Origin of the sequence: Globicatella sp. PHS-GS-PNBC-21-1553, from assembly GCF_033564055.1 — a bacterium.
Lineage (GTDB): Bacteria > Bacillota > Bacilli > Lactobacillales > Aerococcaceae > Globicatella > Globicatella sulfidifaciens.
The window spans coordinates 1,824,345-1,841,234 of sequence record NZ_CP085470.1 but is presented as its reverse complement, the minus strand read 5'-3'; the positions used below and the strand labels follow the sequence as shown (position 1 = coordinate 1,841,234).

Annotated in this window: 13 protein-coding genes, 1 pseudogene and 1 other annotated feature (1 of these 15 cut by a window edge); of the genes and pseudogenes, 4 read left to right on the top strand and 10 right to left on the bottom strand. The window is 35.4% G+C overall.

From position 1 onward, the window contains the following. Nucleotides 1-54 (bottom strand) — a binding site (T-box leader) (it extends 177 nt beyond the left edge of the window). Nucleotides 55-283: 229 nt separating this feature from the next. Beyond that, nucleotides 284-1,240, bottom strand: coding sequence for a 2-hydroxyacid dehydrogenase (locus LB888_RS08885; protein WP_318752656.1), 957 nt, complete (start codon nt 1,238-1,240; stop codon nt 284-286). A 158-nt stretch (nt 1,241-1,398) separates the two neighbouring features. Between LB888_RS08885 and LB888_RS08880 the strand changes: the two genes are divergently transcribed. Further along, nucleotides 1,399-1,734, top strand: coding sequence for a phage holin family protein (locus LB888_RS08880; protein ID WP_318752655.1), 336 nt, complete (start codon nt 1,399-1,401; stop codon nt 1,732-1,734). A 180-nt stretch (nt 1,735-1,914) separates the two neighbouring features. Here the strand turns inward: LB888_RS08880 and LB888_RS08875 are convergent, their stop codons facing one another. The 7 genes from LB888_RS08875 to LB888_RS08845 all read right to left on the bottom strand — a co-directional run bounded on the left by LB888_RS08875 (nt 1,915) and on the right by LB888_RS08845 (nt 10,942). Next, nucleotides 1,915-3,123 carry an FAD-dependent oxidoreductase gene (locus LB888_RS08875; RefSeq protein ID WP_318752654.1) on the bottom strand — a complete coding sequence of 403 codons (1,209 nt, stop codon included), beginning with the start codon at nt 3,121-3,123 and terminating at the stop codon, nt 1,915-1,917. 719 nt (nt 3,124-3,842) lie between these two features. Further along, nucleotides 3,843-4,826 (bottom strand): ABC transporter ATP-binding protein, encoded by a 984-nt coding sequence (locus LB888_RS08870; protein WP_318752653.1) that lies wholly within the window; start codon nt 4,824-4,826, stop codon nt 3,843-3,845. Continuing rightward, nucleotides 4,819-5,895, bottom strand: coding sequence for an ABC transporter ATP-binding protein (locus LB888_RS08865; protein ID WP_318752652.1), 1,077 nt, complete (start codon nt 5,893-5,895; stop codon nt 4,819-4,821). The genes LB888_RS08870 and LB888_RS08865 overlap by 8 nt, the downstream gene beginning before the upstream one ends. 1 nt (nt 5,896) lies before the next feature. After that, nucleotides 5,897-6,949 (bottom strand): ABC transporter permease, encoded by a 1,053-nt coding sequence (locus LB888_RS08860; RefSeq protein ID WP_318752651.1) that lies wholly within the window; start codon nt 6,947-6,949, stop codon nt 5,897-5,899. Nucleotides 6,950-6,952: 3 nt separating this feature from the next. Next, the gene (locus LB888_RS08855) at nt 6,953-7,885 is read right to left on the bottom strand and encodes an ABC transporter permease (RefSeq protein WP_318752650.1); all 933 of its coding nucleotides are present in this window, start codon (nt 7,883-7,885) and stop codon (nt 6,953-6,955) included. Nucleotides 7,886-7,967: 82 nt separating this feature from the next. Further along, nucleotides 7,968-9,590 carry a peptide ABC transporter substrate-binding protein gene (locus LB888_RS08850; protein ID WP_318752649.1) on the bottom strand — a complete coding sequence of 541 codons (1,623 nt, stop codon included), beginning with the start codon at nt 9,588-9,590 and terminating at the stop codon, nt 7,968-7,970. A 1,136-nt stretch (nt 9,591-10,726) separates the two neighbouring features. Beyond that, nucleotides 10,727-10,942 (bottom strand): hypothetical protein, encoded by a 216-nt coding sequence (locus LB888_RS08845; protein WP_318752648.1) that lies wholly within the window; start codon nt 10,940-10,942, stop codon nt 10,727-10,729. A gap of 387 nt (nt 10,943-11,329) precedes the next feature. On the opposite strand from LB888_RS08845, the pseudogene LB888_RS08840 reads away from it, so the two are divergent. The 3 genes and pseudogenes from LB888_RS08840 (at nt 11,330) to LB888_RS08830 (ending at nt 13,428) form a co-directional block, all read left to right on the top strand. Next, nucleotides 11,330-12,220: pseudogene (locus LB888_RS08840) on the top strand (LysR substrate-binding domain-containing protein). A 264-nt stretch (nt 12,221-12,484) separates the two neighbouring features. Beyond that, complete coding sequence (locus LB888_RS08835; RefSeq protein ID WP_318752647.1) at nt 12,485-12,832, top strand: zinc ribbon domain-containing protein YjdM; 348 nt, start codon at nt 12,485-12,487, stop codon at nt 12,830-12,832. A gap of 290 nt (nt 12,833-13,122) precedes the next feature. Beyond that, the gene (locus tag LB888_RS08830) at nt 13,123-13,428 is read left to right on the top strand and encodes an ATP-binding protein (protein WP_318752646.1); all 306 of its coding nucleotides are present in this window, start codon (nt 13,123-13,125) and stop codon (nt 13,426-13,428) included. Between the two features lie 189 nt (nt 13,429-13,617). Here LB888_RS08830 and LB888_RS08825 read toward each other — a convergent pair whose 3' ends face one another. Continuing rightward, nucleotides 13,618-14,457, bottom strand: coding sequence for an endonuclease/exonuclease/phosphatase family protein (locus LB888_RS08825; RefSeq protein ID WP_318752645.1), 840 nt, complete (start codon nt 14,455-14,457; stop codon nt 13,618-13,620). A 29-nt stretch (nt 14,458-14,486) separates the two neighbouring features. Further along, on the bottom strand, nt 14,487-16,655 hold the full coding sequence (locus LB888_RS08820) for a PTS transporter subunit IIBC (RefSeq protein WP_318752644.1): 2,169 nt from the start codon (nt 16,653-16,655) through the stop codon (nt 14,487-14,489). Between the last annotated feature and the right edge of the window lie 235 nt (nt 16,656-16,890).

Genomic DNA, 16,890 nt, shown 5'->3' with positions numbered 1-16,890 from the left:
GACAGTCTCTCTGTAAAACTTTCATCCATCTACTTTTCTTGTCAATGTTTTTATGACTATATTCACACTATAAATTAATCTGTTCCTAATGTCAAGCTAATAATTAAAACTTTAAATCAGTTTAGTCTTTTTCACGATGAGTTGTTTGAGAATTCACTGTGGAATAACGGACACTTTCATCACGACGGAGATTTTCACCACAAACCGCATAGGTTCAATGAGTTGGCATAATATCCCGCAAACCTTCATCGATATTTAATAAAAGGTGCTTTAAACACAATCATTAATTCATTATATTTTGTGGTTTCCCTTCGATAAAACTAATCACATTTTGAAAGGCGATTTCTGCTCGTTTTACCATTGCTTCATCACTAAGAAACGCAATATGTGGCGTTAAAATGGTATTTTTAGCTCCCAATAATGGATAGTCGCTCTCTAATGGTGGCTCTGTATCAAACACATCTATACCTGCTCCTGCAATGCGCCCTTCATTTAAGGCTTCGGCTAGTGCCTCATTGTCGACCACCGGGCCTCTAGCGGTATTGATTAATATCGCCTCTTGCTTCATCAAGGCCAATTTTTCTTTTGATATTAGTCCTTTAGTGTGATCATTTAATGGTAAATGTAAGGAAACTATATCACTATTTTTTAGTACGTCCTCTAATGATTGATAGGTCAAACCTAGTTCTTTTGCCTGCTCATTTTCACTGCGACTATAGCCGATTAACTCAGCGCCAAATGCTTTGAACAATTTTGCTGTTTCAATCCCAATATTACCTGTCCCAATGACGCCCACTGTCTTTCCTTTAATTTCCATCCCTTGAAATGGCCCTGGAAAATCAGCCGCTAGTCGTGTATCTGCATCACTTTTCGGTATTTGACGATAGAGAGCTAATACCAATCCTAAAACTAATTCACTAACAGAAGTCGTCGCATAGCCAGAAGCATTCGCAATTTGAATTCCTAATTCATTAGCAGCCTCTTGAGCGACATGATCGATTCCAGTAAAAGCGACATCAATTAACTTCAATTGTGGGTTAGCTTTTATCACTTTAGCCGGATAAGGATTGTTGGCAATCATCACAATATCCGCTCCTTTTGAACGTTCAATCAGTTCCTGAACATCGGTCGTTTTAGTGTCAAAATAGGTGAACTCATGGCCCGCCTTAACTAAAGGCTCAGCTAGTTCAGTAATTTTTTCTTTTGTTACTCGTAAGGGTTCTAATAAATGTATCTTCATCTTCACTCATCCTTTTAGTCTATTCTAACTATCATTATAACACGGCAATGATGATAGCTATAAAATAATCGATTACTGATGTATGTCGTTGCCTGGTACTTATTAGAGTATTTTATAAAAACATGGTATAATAATGTTGTACATAAGGAGGAGAATTTATGAAAAATTTATTAATTACCACCGTCGTAACCATCGTGATGAGTTATATTCTTCCTGGAGTGACTGTTAACAGTTTTATGGGAGCTTTAATTTTTGCTATTATTCTTGGTATTACCAACGGAATTATTGGAAAAATTCTTAAGACAGTCGGATGTTTATTGACAATTATTAGTTTAGGGCTATTTAACTTAGTTGTAAACGGTGCTATGGTTTTATTAGCGGATAATTTCGTTAGCGATGTTCATATTGAAGGACTATTCACTGCCATTATTTTATCAATTGTAATCAGTATTTTTACTACCACTGAAAACAAAATGGAACTCGATCAACGATAATAGGACTTAAAGAAACCAGACTCAACAAAATTGAGTCTGGTTTTTGGTTTGAGGTTCGATGGTTGATTTGATAATAAAGTACTACTCAATGTTTTTTGCTAATTAAAAAATTATAAAATAATAAAACTCCCAATTTTGACACGAAGCCGAAAGCCAATCCTTGCTATCTTGTTTTGTCCATTAATTATTGGTTTCGCTCGGCCATAAATAACTCATCTTTTTATCAAATTTTCCGTTTGAAAAATCCACAATCTCAATTGCTCCCATTGCGGAATAGACTGTCCCATTACCACCCACTCCATGTATAATAAAAATATCATGGTTTTCTGGATGTGGTCCTATATATGGTAATCCATCCGAAGACTCACCAAAGATAGCTTCATAAAAGTATTCAGATTTTAATTCGATCGAATTAGTTTGATAAGATTGAACTTGTTTAATTAATTTTTCAGAAATTATCTTAGCTTTATTCTCAGATAAAGTTATATTTTCTTCATCCTCTCCACCGATGATTAAACGGTTATCCGGACTTTTTCTAAAGTAAAGGTAGCTACTTGAACTTTCCCAAAACATCGTGTCAGTAATCTTTTGATTGCTAATCGGTTCTGTTACAACAACAAATGAGGTCACTAAATCAATTTTCGGTAAATATTTTGAAAAACTTGGGAACACGTCATAGCCTGTCGCAATCACCAATTTATCATACTGAACACTTAAATCATCCACTACCAATTTATTTTCATCAAATGAAAAATTATGCTCGTTCACTTGAGTTTGTTCCGAGATAAGCAAACCAAAATTTTCTGTTGCTCTGGTCGCCATTGCAGAAACAAAGGCCATCGGATTCAGCTCCACGTCATTTTTTGAAAGCAATCCTCCTAGAGCGTCGATACCATATTCTTTTTTTAATCTCTGTTGATCTAAAAACTCTGTTTCAAAATTTAATTCATTTTGCCTAGCAACTTCTCTTTTTATTTTCAAAATTTCCTCTTCATTATTTGAAACATAGAGACTATTGTTTCTTCTAAATGAAATTGTGGGGTCGTTTAACTCATTAACAATTTCTTCAATGTAATCTAACGCTTTTTGTGATCTTAAATAAAAATCATTTGATACCTTTTTATTCTTAACTTCATCAATATCTACCATTACAACATCACTCATATATTGAATCAAACCAGTATTTAATGAACTGGATCCATTTGCTATTGTATCCTTTTCAACTAAAAATACTTTCTTCCCCGCTCTTGCTAAACTATAAGCCGACAATAAACCACTCATGCCGCCACCAATTATTAAAACATCCACTTTATGCGTGCCTTTTTGTTTTGAAAATGATACTTCTTTCGTTAACGTTGGCCAAAATCTTTTTCCTTTGTATAAATCCATATAACCCCTCCATCTTACTATTTATAATTCAAAGAATAATGTGAATCTCGTATTTGAAAATTAATTTAATCCACTATAAAAAAAGCCACTTGATATTTTGCGATTAACCAATGAGATAAAAGCTACCAAAATACCAACTGACAAATATTACTTATTATTTTCTAGTATAATTTATTTTATGATTGAAAGGTAGTAAGACGATTTAGAAACTCATAATAAATTATTGCTCAAAATTATATTCGTTAAAACTCTATTTTTAATCAAAATTTTTGGCGGTTTCTCAATAAGAAGCCCCTGCTGCTTGCTTATAGTCTAATACATTAAGTTTAAAATTTTAAAGAATACTTTGTTTTTACTTCTTTAGTTTTAAGTTATTCTGCCCATAAATCTTATAGTTATTACCCCATCGCTCTACTAGACTTCTAGTAGAAATCCCATATCAATTCGCTAGTGCTATATTACTTAATGTTCCTTCAAAATAATCTTCAACGACACGAAGTTTAAATTCGTAACTATATTTTTTAGACATAAAACGACCCCCATAAAGTTAGTTTTTTTACTCAAACTTTCGGGGATCACATCATCGTCTTGATTTTAAGACACCACTCTTTTACTAATATTTCTAATCACTTTCGCACTAGCGAATACAGTCAGTTTTTATCCAATCCACTTTCAACTGAATCGCTATTTCACCACATAATTGAAGTTTGTGACTGTTCTTAACTTTGTGATACTGCACTTCTTTCGTGTGAGTGCGATTGATTGAAAAATTTATAATCTTGAGGCAAGAAGTCGGCTATTTTTTCTGGTTCCATCCATACTTTATGTGTTGCTGTTAAATGATGCTCAACTCCTTTTGTGTAATCAAAACCACTGGTCGCATAATCATAATGCTCAGCTACCCGCCCTTTTTCTACGATTGGATTCGCTAATGGGATGGCCGATAATAACGACTTTGTATAAGGGTGAATAGGATTGTTAAATATTTCTTCAGTGGTGCCTGTTTCTAATAAATGCCCTAAATGCAAGACACCAATCCTATTTGAAATATATTTTACCATCGATAAATCATGGGCAATAAATAATATCGAAACATTCGTTTCCTTTTGAATATCTTTTAATAGATTGACAATCTGAGCTTGAATTGAAACATCTAAAGCACTGATCGATTCATCAGAAATGATTAGTTGAGGATTCATCACCAATGCGCGGGCAATCCCAACCCGTTGACGTTGACCGCCGGAAAATTGATGGGGGTATCGATTAGCAAATTCGCGTGATAAACCGACTCTTTCGAGAATTTCTAATCCTCTTTGTTCGCGTTCTGCCGCTGTACCGATGCCTTGAATTTCAAGTCCTTGTGTAATAATATCAATAATTTTCTTTCGTGGATTTAAACTAACCATCGGATCTTGGAAAATCATTTGCATTTTAGTTCGTAACATATTTTGGGTTGACTTCGACATTTTCCCTGAAATATCCTCCCCATTAAAGTGAATGTTACCTGAAGTAGGATCGTATAAACGGATTAAAGAGCGGCCGATGGTCGATTTACCGGAACCTGATTCTCCTACTAATCCATAGGTTTCACCCGGATAAATTTTAAAACTGACTCCGTCAACTGCTTTTACCGAATAATTACGACCAGCAGGAAAATGTTGCTTTAAATTATCCACTACTAATATTGGACTTTTTTCACTCATGGATTCCTGCCTCCCTTCTCATATTTTCCAATTTTTGCTTCAATACTTCTGGCATCGTTACTTTTGGCGCTTTTTCATGCATTAACCAGCTAGCCACAAAATGAGTCTCACTTAATTCAAACATTGGCGGTTCAACCCTTTTATCAATATTTAAGGCAAATTCGTTTCGATTGTAGAATGGATCCCCTTGTTTATAATGCGCTAAATTAGGTGGGTTACCAGGAATGGTATACAATCTTTCAGAATCCATACTTAAATCAGGCATCGCTGACAGTAAGCCCCAAGTATAGGGATGCTTAGGATTATAAAATATATCGTTTACCGTCCCTTTTTCGATAATCCGGCCGGCGTACATGACGTTAACATAATCAGCCACTTTAGCCACTACCCCTAAATCATGCGTAATATAAATAACGGCAATACCCGTCTTTTTTTGAATATCGGCAATTAACTCTAAAATCTTTGCTTGAATCGTAACATCTAATGCGGTGGTTGGTTCATCACAAATGAGTACTTCTGGATCACATGCTAAAGCAATCGCAATGACAATTCGTTGTCTCATCCCTCCTGAAAGTTGATGGGGATATAACTTAAGGCGTTGTTTGCCATCGCTAATGCCGACTAATTCAAGCAATTCAATCGCACGTTCAGTCGCCTTTTTCTTACTCATTTTATAATGAATAAACATCCCTTCCATGATTTGTTCGCCAATCGTCATTGTAGGATTAAGAGAGGTCATCGGATCTTGGAAGACCATGGCGATTCGCTTGCCATTAATATGTTTACGCATTTCTTTTTTGGTAAGTTTTAATAAATCGACGGTTTTCTCTTCGCCATCGCGATCATAAGTAAAGATTATTTCACCAGAATCAACGGTTTGATTTTTACTGGCAATCCCCATAATCGTTTTGACGGTGACGGATTTACCAGAACCTGATTCTCCTACGATAGCTAAAGTTTCACCTTTAAACAAATCGATATCCACACTGCGAATGACCTGAACCGTACCTTGTGTGGTTGAAAAAGATACGTTTAAATTTCTCATTTCTAATATTTTTTGACGGCTCATGTTACACCTCTTTCATTGTTGGATCTAACGAATCTCGTAGTCCATCAGCCAATAAATTAAAGCTTAACATTGTCAAAGCTAAAACCAATACCGGCGGAATAATCATATAAGGGGCTGTTAAAAATGATTTAAAAGCATCACTGATTAACGAACCTAAAGAAGCTAATGGCATTGGGATGCCGATTCCAATAAAAGCTAAAAAGGCCTCAGTAAAAATCGCATTGGGAATACTAAACATTGACATAATAATTAATTGGGCGAAAATATTCGGTAATATTTCTTTAAAAATTAGTTGCCATGGAGAGGCTCCTAATGTTTTAGCAGCTAATACAAATTCCTGATTTTTCAATTTGAGCATCTGTGCCCTTGCGACCCGACTCATTCCAATCCATCCGGTTAACGCAATGGCTATCGTAATACTTAATAATCCAGGTTTTAGGACAATAATTAATAACGTCACGATGACTAGATTAGGAATACCATTGATGATCTCCAATATACGTTGCATCACCATATCGACTTTCCCACCGAAATACCCAGATATTAAGCCATAGGACATACCAAAAATGATGTCCACCACCACAGCCACTAACGCAATATATAAGGAAATTCTTGTTCCTTCCCAAGTTCGTGTAAAAATATCTCGTCCTAATACATCTGAGCCAAACCAATAGTAAACATTTTGGTTACTCGGATTTTGTTCGTATTTATTAATTTCAATTCTGGCCGTAGAGGTTTCCATCACTTGCGTTCCATCAAAAATACCTAATTTTTCTAAACCAGGTATACGCGGTGCCATCAATTCATGTCCTATCGTTTGGTCATTATACCCATATTCATTTAAATGAGGACCAATTAAAGCCATTATAATAATCACAATAATACAAATTAAGCCAAATATTGAACCCTTATTCTTTTTAAATTTATTGAGAAATTGACTAAAATTTGACAGTTTAACATAGACTTCCTGTTCATCCTGCTTTGATGCACTGTCCACAAATTCAAAATCATTCGGAAAAAATTCGATTGATAATTCATTGATATTTTGATTCATTTTTTATTCTCCCTTCACCAAACGAATACGTGGGTCGAGAATACCATATAATATATCGACGACAAACATGACAAAAATAAATAAAGCTGAGTAAATAAAGGCGATGGCTAAAATAATATTATAATCATTCGATTGAATCGCGTTAACCAATAATTGTCCAATGCCAGGAACAGAGAATATCTTCTCAACGACTAGAGAGCCTGTCATCAACCCTACTACCAATGGGGCTAATACCGTTAAAATTGGGATACTAGCATTTCTAAGCACATGTTTAAATAATAATCTCGCTCCACTAACGCCTTTACTTTCAGCTAGCATAATATAGTCCGATTGCAATACTTCAACCATTTCTGTACGAGTAAAACGGGCAATGGAGGCCATGGTAAATAAACTCAATGAAATGGCCGGCATCACCATACTGAGTTGTTTATTAGTTGCATCAAACAATATTGGAAACCACATAAGTTTAAAGCCGAAATAATAAGATAAACCTAAAGCAAAAACATAAGACGGTACACTCACTCCGACAACCGAAAGTATCGTAGAAAAAGTGTCCCAAATCGTATTTTGATTAAAAGCGGCGATAGTACCAAAGACAAAACCAACGATGGTACCAATCAAAATTGCCCATAATCCTAATTCAGCTGATAACACTAAACGTGATTTAAGCAATTCAGCTACCGGTACATTTTTGGAAATATTATAAGAAACCCCAAAATCGCCTGATAACATATTTTTGAGATAATTAAAAAATTGTACTAATGGTGGACGGTCTAATCCGTATTTAGCCGCAAGTATTTGACGTTGCTCCATTGATAATTTCTCATCATTGAAAGGAGAACCAGGTAATAATTGTAATAACATGAATAAAATAAATAAGATCACCATCAATGTTGCGATTGAAATAAGTGTTCTTCTCAGAATGTATCTTTTCATTTTTTCCTCCAACTGAGCTATAAGTGTAAATAGAGTATTCTCTACCTCAAAATGGGAGAATACTCTATTATTTGAGATTCAACTAGTCTTTCGTAGCACGAACAAAAATTCGATTAGTTCCTACTGTCATGAAATCAACACCTTTAACATTACTTTTTACTAAAACAGCACTTCCTTTTTGATAAATAGGGAAAATAGCTGCCTCACTTAAGGCAATATTTTCTGCTTCAATCATCGCTGCCCAACGTTCTTCAGGTTTATCTACTAAATCACCAACGGTCACTGCTTCGTATAAAGCATCGAAATCAGCATTTGACCAATTCATTGTATTGTAGTTACTATTTGTTTCTAATAATTGTAAGTTGGTCGTTGGATCACGGTAATCCGGTCCCCAACGGTGAAGTGCTAACTCAAAATCGCCATCTTGCATCCTTTGTAAACGCGTCTTCTTAGGCATTTGCTCTAACACAATATCGACGCCCGGTAAATTCGCTTCAATTTGTGCTTCTAGAGATTGAGCGACATTAATCGCTGATTCCGTATCTTCCACTAATAATGAATAAGTAAACGTATCTTGTCCTAGCGCTTCTTTGGCTTTTTCAAAATGTTCTTGAGCTTTCGCTACATCGGTTACTAACGGTCCGTCTCCGGCAGTTTCACGGAAATCTTTACCATCAGGTCCATTCGCTAAATCGGTTGGAATGAAGTATGACGCTGCATTGGAACCATCTTTTAAGACATTATTTGCAATGACTTCACGGTCAAAGGCTAAAGCAAGTGCTAAACGTAAATCCGCATTTTCTAACCCGGCAACCTCATTGTTTGGAGAAACAAACCAGACATATCCTGCAGGAACAGTTTTAAATTCAGGATCCGCTTTAAATAACTCAACTTGTTCACCTGTTAAAGATACCACATCTACTTGACCCGTTTGGTAAGCGAGTACTGCTTGTTGCGAATCTTTAATGACTTGATATTTTAAGCCACCTAAATGCACATTATCAGCATCATAATATTTATCATTTTTCTTCAACTCGAAAGCGGAAGCAGCTGGTTCATAGCTTGCTAAAACAAATGCCCCGTTAGAAAGAATTTTATCTGGTGCTGTGGCATATTGATCACCAACAGAATTGTAAAATTCTTCGTTTAAAGGATATAGTGGTGAGAAAGCTAACAAATCAATAAAGAAAGCAACTGGACGTGCTAATGTCACTTCTAATGTTTTATCATCAAGTGCTTTAACCCCCAATTCCTCTAGCGCTTTATCGCCACTTGCGACTTCACTCGCATTTAAAACACCTGCTGCTTCTAAAATAAACGAATACTCGCTCGCTGTATCTGGATTAGCAAGACGTTGCCAACTAAACACAAAATCGTTAGCCGTAACAGGCGCATCATTTGACCAAACAGCCTCTCTTAATTTAAATGTATAAACCGTCCCATCTTCACTGACTTCATACGATTCGGCGATTCCAGGGATAGCATTACCATCTGGATCTAAAGTCATCAACCCTTGAATCAAAGACCCAATCACTTCAAATGACGTACCATCCGTAGCAATATTATGATCAAGTGTCGCCACTTCAACATCAATATGCACATTTACGACAGCACCTTCCTCAGCTTGAATCGTCGCTGGTAGGATTCCTGTAAACACCAACACGGCAACCATCACCTTTTTAAAATACCTCAAAAAAGCACTCATCTCATTTCTACCTCCGTAAATTAAATTTTAATTAGAATTATTAATAAATATAAAACAAACTCTAATGTTTGTCAACATAAAATAGAAAATAACTTAGATATTAGTTTTTATTGATCAGATTTTGTTTTTGCTAGAGGAAGAATATACGGATGATGTGGTGTGTGAAGATATGATATACTCCTATTCCTTAGAGTGATTGAACGGTTTAAAGCCAGACTCGATGCTGCGTATAGCTGGCCTTGAGAGCGCGGAATAAACAATATAAAACCGACGCACATATTTACGTAGGTTTTGCATCGATTAAATCGGTTTTGATTAATACGGCTCCATGATAACAGTTCTTTAGTTAGTTAAACTGGAATTTTACTGATAAATATAATATGCGTTTCTGTAATTTGCTATTCGATAAAATTTAGTAAGACACTTTACTTATCAGCCTGAAATAGATTAATCAATTAAAAGGACTGCCATAAAAAAAGTGCTACCACGCTCAACTGATATGAAGCTTCGATAGCACTTTTTTTCAACAAAATATTTTATATAGTTTCAGGGGCTGGGCATAAATTTGAAAAATTCAATCAGATTAGTGCAGGTAATAAAAAGCGCAGTGGTTGAGTCGTCTCAAATGGCGTCTTAACGAGGTTGAACATACTCTTGAAAAATTCAGTCAAGTGATTGCTCGATAATTAAAAGCGCAGTGATTGAGTGACATCAAACTGCGTCTTAAGGAGATTAGTCCTCAACTTGGTAAATTCATTCAACTTATTGCTCGGTAATTAAAAGCGCAGTGGTTGAGTGGCATCAAACTGCGTCTTTCGACTTGTTTGAGGCCTACTCAACTGTGCGGGGGTAGGCCAACGAAGCGAAAATCATTCGATTTTCTACTTCTGGTCTACTCCCAACTGTGCGGGGGTAAACCGACGAAGCGAAAAATATTCAATTTTCTACTTCTGGTCTACTCCCAACTGTGCGGGGGGATGAACAGACAAAGCGAAAATCATTCGATTTTCTACTTCTGGTCCACTCCCAACTGTGCAGGGGTGGACAGACAAAGCAAAAATTATTTAATTTTCCATATTTGGATTCACCCGGTAGTGCTTGATAGACTTCCAATAACACTAAAGCAATCGGTACATTTAAAGAAGCTCTTGCAGTAGTAGATGATACAAAAATGCTAACAAGAGAATCACAATAACAAAAACGGCTAAAGTTCTAATTTTGTTTTTTCCAAATTTGGTAACGAGTGTTAACGCTACAGCCTTACCTAAATTTATTTCTGAAATTGCTGAAGTTAAGACAAACGTAGCAACCATTAACCAGATAATATCAAAACCTAAAGTGCCAAAAGCCACTTTTGATTTTCAACTGCTCCTACTAAAGGTAATAATAAAATAGCAATAATAGACGTTTGATAAATGGAAATTGGTTTCGTTACCCACATAATTAACGCAGAGACAAATATCGCAAGGCTTTTTTGACCTTCAATTGTCATTCAATTGGGTAATGGAATAAAAAATAAAATAAAAAAGGTGATGATTGAAAGAACGATTCCGATAATAGGCGAATAATTTTTATAATTCTTGATGGCATCAGACATATTTTCTCCTCATTTCAATTGTGTTTAATGATCATTATGGTATTACTATACAAGAGAAAACGGATACTTTCTAATTCCGTTTTACACGTCAACAATAACATTTTGTAATAGTTAAATCAGATTGTGAGTAGAGGTGCCACACATGGTTTTTGAAAAAATATACACTTTTAATACCTTATGCAAATTCAAAAACTTTTCAACAACAGCAGAACATTTATATATTAGTCAACCGAGTGTTACGAAGCAAATCAAGCGTTTAGAAAAGGAATTAGATACTGAACTGATCCTCAGAACGTCAAAAACTTTTGAACTCACTAAAGCTGGCGAAACATTTTTTGACTTTTCAGAAAGATTAATCGAAGAATATGAACAATTCAATCATCGACTCGCCATCATTAAACAAGAAGGTGATCAACTAAGACTAGGTACAACTAATTTAATCGGAAACAGCATTCTGCCTAATATCTTAGAGTTCACCCAAGAATTTCCTAATTTAAGACTTAATTTACAAGTTGAACGCTCTAAGCAAATTGTTAACTTGCTGGTTAACGGAAAAATCGATTCAGCACTTCTTTCATCATATATTAACGTGCCTAATAAGCATTATAATCAACAAACGATTTTTAAAGATAAATTAGTCTTAATTGTCCCACCAGATCATCGCTTAGCTCATCTATCTTACTGTCAACTAAACGACTTAAATGATGAGCCCTTTATTACAAAAGAGGACAGTGCTTCGCTCGTCAAATTTTTAAAAGAATAATTAAATAATCTTACATTCTTAAATCAACCAACAATTAACATCATCACACAAACTAGTATTAAACACGCCCTAACGAAAGGTCTAGGCATTGCCATTGTATCTGAACTATTAATTGAAAATGATATTAAGTTAAACAAACTTTGTAAACTGGAAATAGAAGGTTACCCACTTTCACGCGACATTCAAATGATATATCACTCAGATATTAAATTGCCGATAGTCGCTAGTTTATTCAAACAACACCTCGAAAAAATTGCGAAAGAGATTTAAAATCAACATAACAGTTTAAAATGAAGTGGTATTCATTCGCTAGGTGCAACACCTTTATCCAATCGAACTGTTCTTGGTCTAAATTTTTTGCTGAGTTGTATATTAATATATGAGTCAAACTGAATTTACAGTTTTTGCCCAATGACTATAACAAATACAGTGTGAGGTCCTTATAAACACAACTTTTAGGCCTATAATTTTATTTACACCACATTTATATCATATTTTGTGGTAAAATAGAGAAAACAGATTGGAGGTTTAGCAATGGAACAATTACCTAATTGCCCGCAGTGTCAGTCAACCTATACTTATGAAGATCAATTGATGTATGTCTGTCCAGAATGTGGACATGAATGGAGCCAAGTTGAATCATCAGAAGAAAATGAAAAATTTTCAATTAAAGATTCAAATGGCAATCCATTAATTGAAGGTGATGATGTTATTGTTATCAAAGATTTGAAAGTAAAAGGTTTTAAGCAGGCAATCAAACAAGGAACAAAAGTTAAAAACATTCGTTTGATTGATAATCCTGCAGATGGTCATGACATTGATTGTACAATAGATGGCTTTGGACAAATGAAGTTAAAATCTGAGTTTGTGAAGAAGGCATAATAAACTGAGTTATATACTTTTAAATATATTGTCTTAAATTAAAAGAGACTGGGCAAAAACTTTCTAAATTCTGTTCAGTCATATCTATTTAATTCAAAGCGCAGTGGTTGAGTGGCCTCAAACGGCGTCTTAAAGACTTGTTTGAGGCCTACTCAACTGTGCGGGGGTAGGCCAACGAAGCGAAAATCATTCGATTTTCTACTTCTGGTCTACTCCCAACTGTGCGGGGGTAAACCGACGATGCGAAAAATATTCAATTTTCTACTTCTGGTCTACTCCCAATCCATTCCTTGAGGACGGCTTATCAGGAAGGAACACTCGAACGAAAAATAAAATTATTCTTCAATTATAAGTTACTTGTGATTGATGAAGTAGGATTTAATGAAATAAGTCCCCTTGAAGCCAAATTATTCTTTCAATTGATCGATATGCGATATACAAAACGCTCCACAATCTCCACGAGTAACTTAACATTCGATAAATGGCATACCATTATGGGGCAAGACGAGATATTAACAAAAGCGATTATCGATCGTATTTTTCATCATTCTTATCTCATTAATATAGCAGGCCCTTCTTATCGAATTAAAGATTAACTTTCCCCACAAAAAGGTGGGCAATCTTAAGTGAGACAAATCGGGGTTTTTAAGTTGACTTTTATATACCAATCCCACTTATCCTTACTTTCTTAATAGGTGCCTGGCTAGATATTTAATAATTAGTGAAGTTAATAGATACCCAAAAACCCGCTAGCACAAATCTGCTGGCGGGTTTCTTCATTATATTTAATTAAATTCGACTGCTACTCCAAAGTGATCGCTCACGATGGGTTCTTTTTTGCCATCAAAAACAACTCGGTAATTTTTAACTTCTCCCGGGTAATCCGTAAAGATATAATCGATTCTTTTTTCATCCGTATGGCCTTCCCATCCGTCTATATCACTCAAAACGGTTGCAGATCCAATCTTTTCTTCTGCCTGAACATAGGCATCTTTTAATTGAGGAGCCGTATTTTTTATGTAGTCATAGCCCCCGTCTCTAAGCTCTGCCTCATTGTTGAAATCACCCATAAAAAGATGAATCTTCTGACTCTCTTTTTCAATATGAGGAAGTGTATTATCCCATTCATACTTGAATAAATGATTACCTGATGGATCTAACCACCAAGAGTAGTGGCATGAAAAGACTACCCATTCTTTACCTTCAAGGCTTACATTACCTTTTAGAACTCTTCTGGTGTAGTGATTCGCATAATCCGATATTTCAGACACTAAGAAACTTTCTGGACTGAAAGGTGTTTTGGATAAAATAGCCACACCTTCATCGTACACATCATAGCCAATATGATTGGCTGTCCAACTCCAATAGTAATGAAGTCCACGCTCTTTTAGCAACTGAACGATGAGATATGCAAAGTTATCTTCCTTTATAGCAACAGGATACATTTCTCCAGAAGCTTGGATAAATAAATCGTCCACAATATCTTTCGCTTCCATCGTTTGATTAATTTCCTGAAGAGCGATAATTTGAAAATCTTCTTTGGCAATATAATCAACGATTTGTCTTAATTTTAATTCTGGATCGTCTTCCATCCATGAATGAGTATTCAGTGTTAAAACATTCAATTTATTTCTCCATTCTAACCAATGTTTCTTTAATTCACTCGACCAATCTCTGTATCTTCGGAGATATCATGCGTTTGAATGAACTCAAAGTCTTGATTTTCTGTCAAGTTCGTAAAAACAACCATGATTGTGGTATCTTTTCCTGCTTTTTTAATCGAAGCCAAGTCCATTTCTGCTATTTTATCTCCAGCAATTACTTCTTGACCTTCTTCAACAAAGGTTTCAAAACCTTCACCTTCTAATTCAACTGTATCTATTCCTAAATGAATAAGTACTTCAATTCCACTTGCTGTTTTAATACCAATTGCATGTTTGGTTGGGAAGACGCTTTGAATTGTACCATCTACTGGAGAGACTACTGTATTTGTTGAAGGGTTTACTGCATAACCATCACCCATCATTTTCTGAGAAAATACTTCATCATTTACTTCAGTAATCGGAAGCACTTCACCTTTTGCTACAGGGAAAATTACTGTTGCGAGTCCTTTTGAATCTGTAGCCACTACTTTCTTTTCATCCATTTCAGTTGTTTCATCAAGTTTTGGTTCTGGAATAGCTGCATTAGAGCTCAATACATCCATAATATCAGATTTTAAGACATCTGCTTTCGGTCCATAAACTGCTTGAACTCCTTTATCTTTTTTCACAAGCCCCATTGCGCCTGCTTTTTTCCAAGCGTTTTCGTCTCCAACAGAATCAATATCCTTAACAGAAACACGTAAGCGAGTCATACAAGCATCTACATCTGTAATGTTTTCTTTACCACCTAATAAGTGAATAATATCATACACTTGTTGTGTAGCATCTACAGGCGCCCCATTTTCAGATGCTACTTCTCCACCTTCGTAATTTCCATTACGTCCTGGTGTTGCATAATTGAATTTCTTAATTAAGAAGTTTGCAATAAAGTAAGTCAATATTCCGAATAGAAGGGTTACCCAAACAAAGTTAATCAAATCCATACCTAGTCCCGCACGAATCGCTAATGGCGTACGTGTAAGCAATTCAATGTTACCAAACGAGTGAACACGTAAGTTTACGATATCAGCCATCGCAAATGCTGCTCCTTGGATTACCGCATAAACGATATACAAAGGCATAGCTGCGAACATAAACATAAACTCAAGTGGTTCTGTAACACCTGTTAAAAATACAGCTAAAGCAGCTGATACATACATTGATTTATGTGTTTTTCGTTTGTCTTTATCGACATTTTTATACATGGCATAAGATAGACCCATTAAGATACCTGATGATCCAATCATTTGTCCGACTTTAAAACGAGCAGGAACTACGTTATTTAATAACGTTTGGTACGTAGCAGTATCACCAGCAGCGTCTAAGTTAATTAAATCTCTTACCCATGCTAACCATAGCGGGTCTTGACCGTACACCATAGAACCCTGTTGTGCACCAGTTAATACTTCATAGGTTCCTCCAAGAGGTGTGTAGTTAATTGGAATAGTTAACATGTGGTGTAAACCAAATGGTAATAATAAACGCTCTAATGTACCAAATAAGAATGGAGCTAAGACTGGAGCTGATTCTTGTGATTCAGCAATCCATACACCGAAACTATTAATACCACTTTGAATAAATGGCCAAACAATAGCTAATACAATTGAAGCAATTAAAGACCATAAGATAACAACAAACGGTACAAATCGTTTTCCGTTAAAGAAAGATAAGGCATCGGGTAGTTTTCTAAAATTATAATATTTATTGTAAGCATTCGCTCCCATAAATCCTGCAATAATACCGACGAAAACCCCCATATTTAAAGCTGGTGCCTCTAAAACACTAACAAAATAACCATCAATTGGTATTTCTGCTCCAAATAATGTTTGTGTTACCGCATTTGGGTCAGCTAACATTTCACTGGTTACGCCAAAAATCGCTCCTGTAATTCGGTTAATTAGAATAAAACTGATCCCAGCAGCGAAGGCACCCCCAGCTCTATCTTTTGCCCAACTTCCACCGATTGCTAATGCAAATAAGATATGTAAATTTCCAATAATTGCCCAACCAATATTCTCAATCACACTACCAATCGAAATCAAAGCTTGCATATCTGGATTAATTAGAGGAAGTGATCCACCAATACTAATCATTAATCCTGCAGCTGGCATAACGGCAATAACGCCCATTAAGGCTTTCCCGAATTTTTGCCAAAATTCAAAATTAAATATTTTTTTCATTTTTCTTCTCCTTGTCTTCTTTTGTTCTTTATATTTCTAAAAAAATTGTGAATCTGGTATTGTCACCTCCCATCTTATTCATTTATTCCCATCATAATGACTACTACACTATAAACAGTAAAAATGAATTCAATTTATTATACTTTTTTAGACAACCACTTTCATAAAATAGTTCATTTTAGTAGTAATGTATATAGCTTATAGCGTAAGATAAATGATGGGTTATTCTTAGATC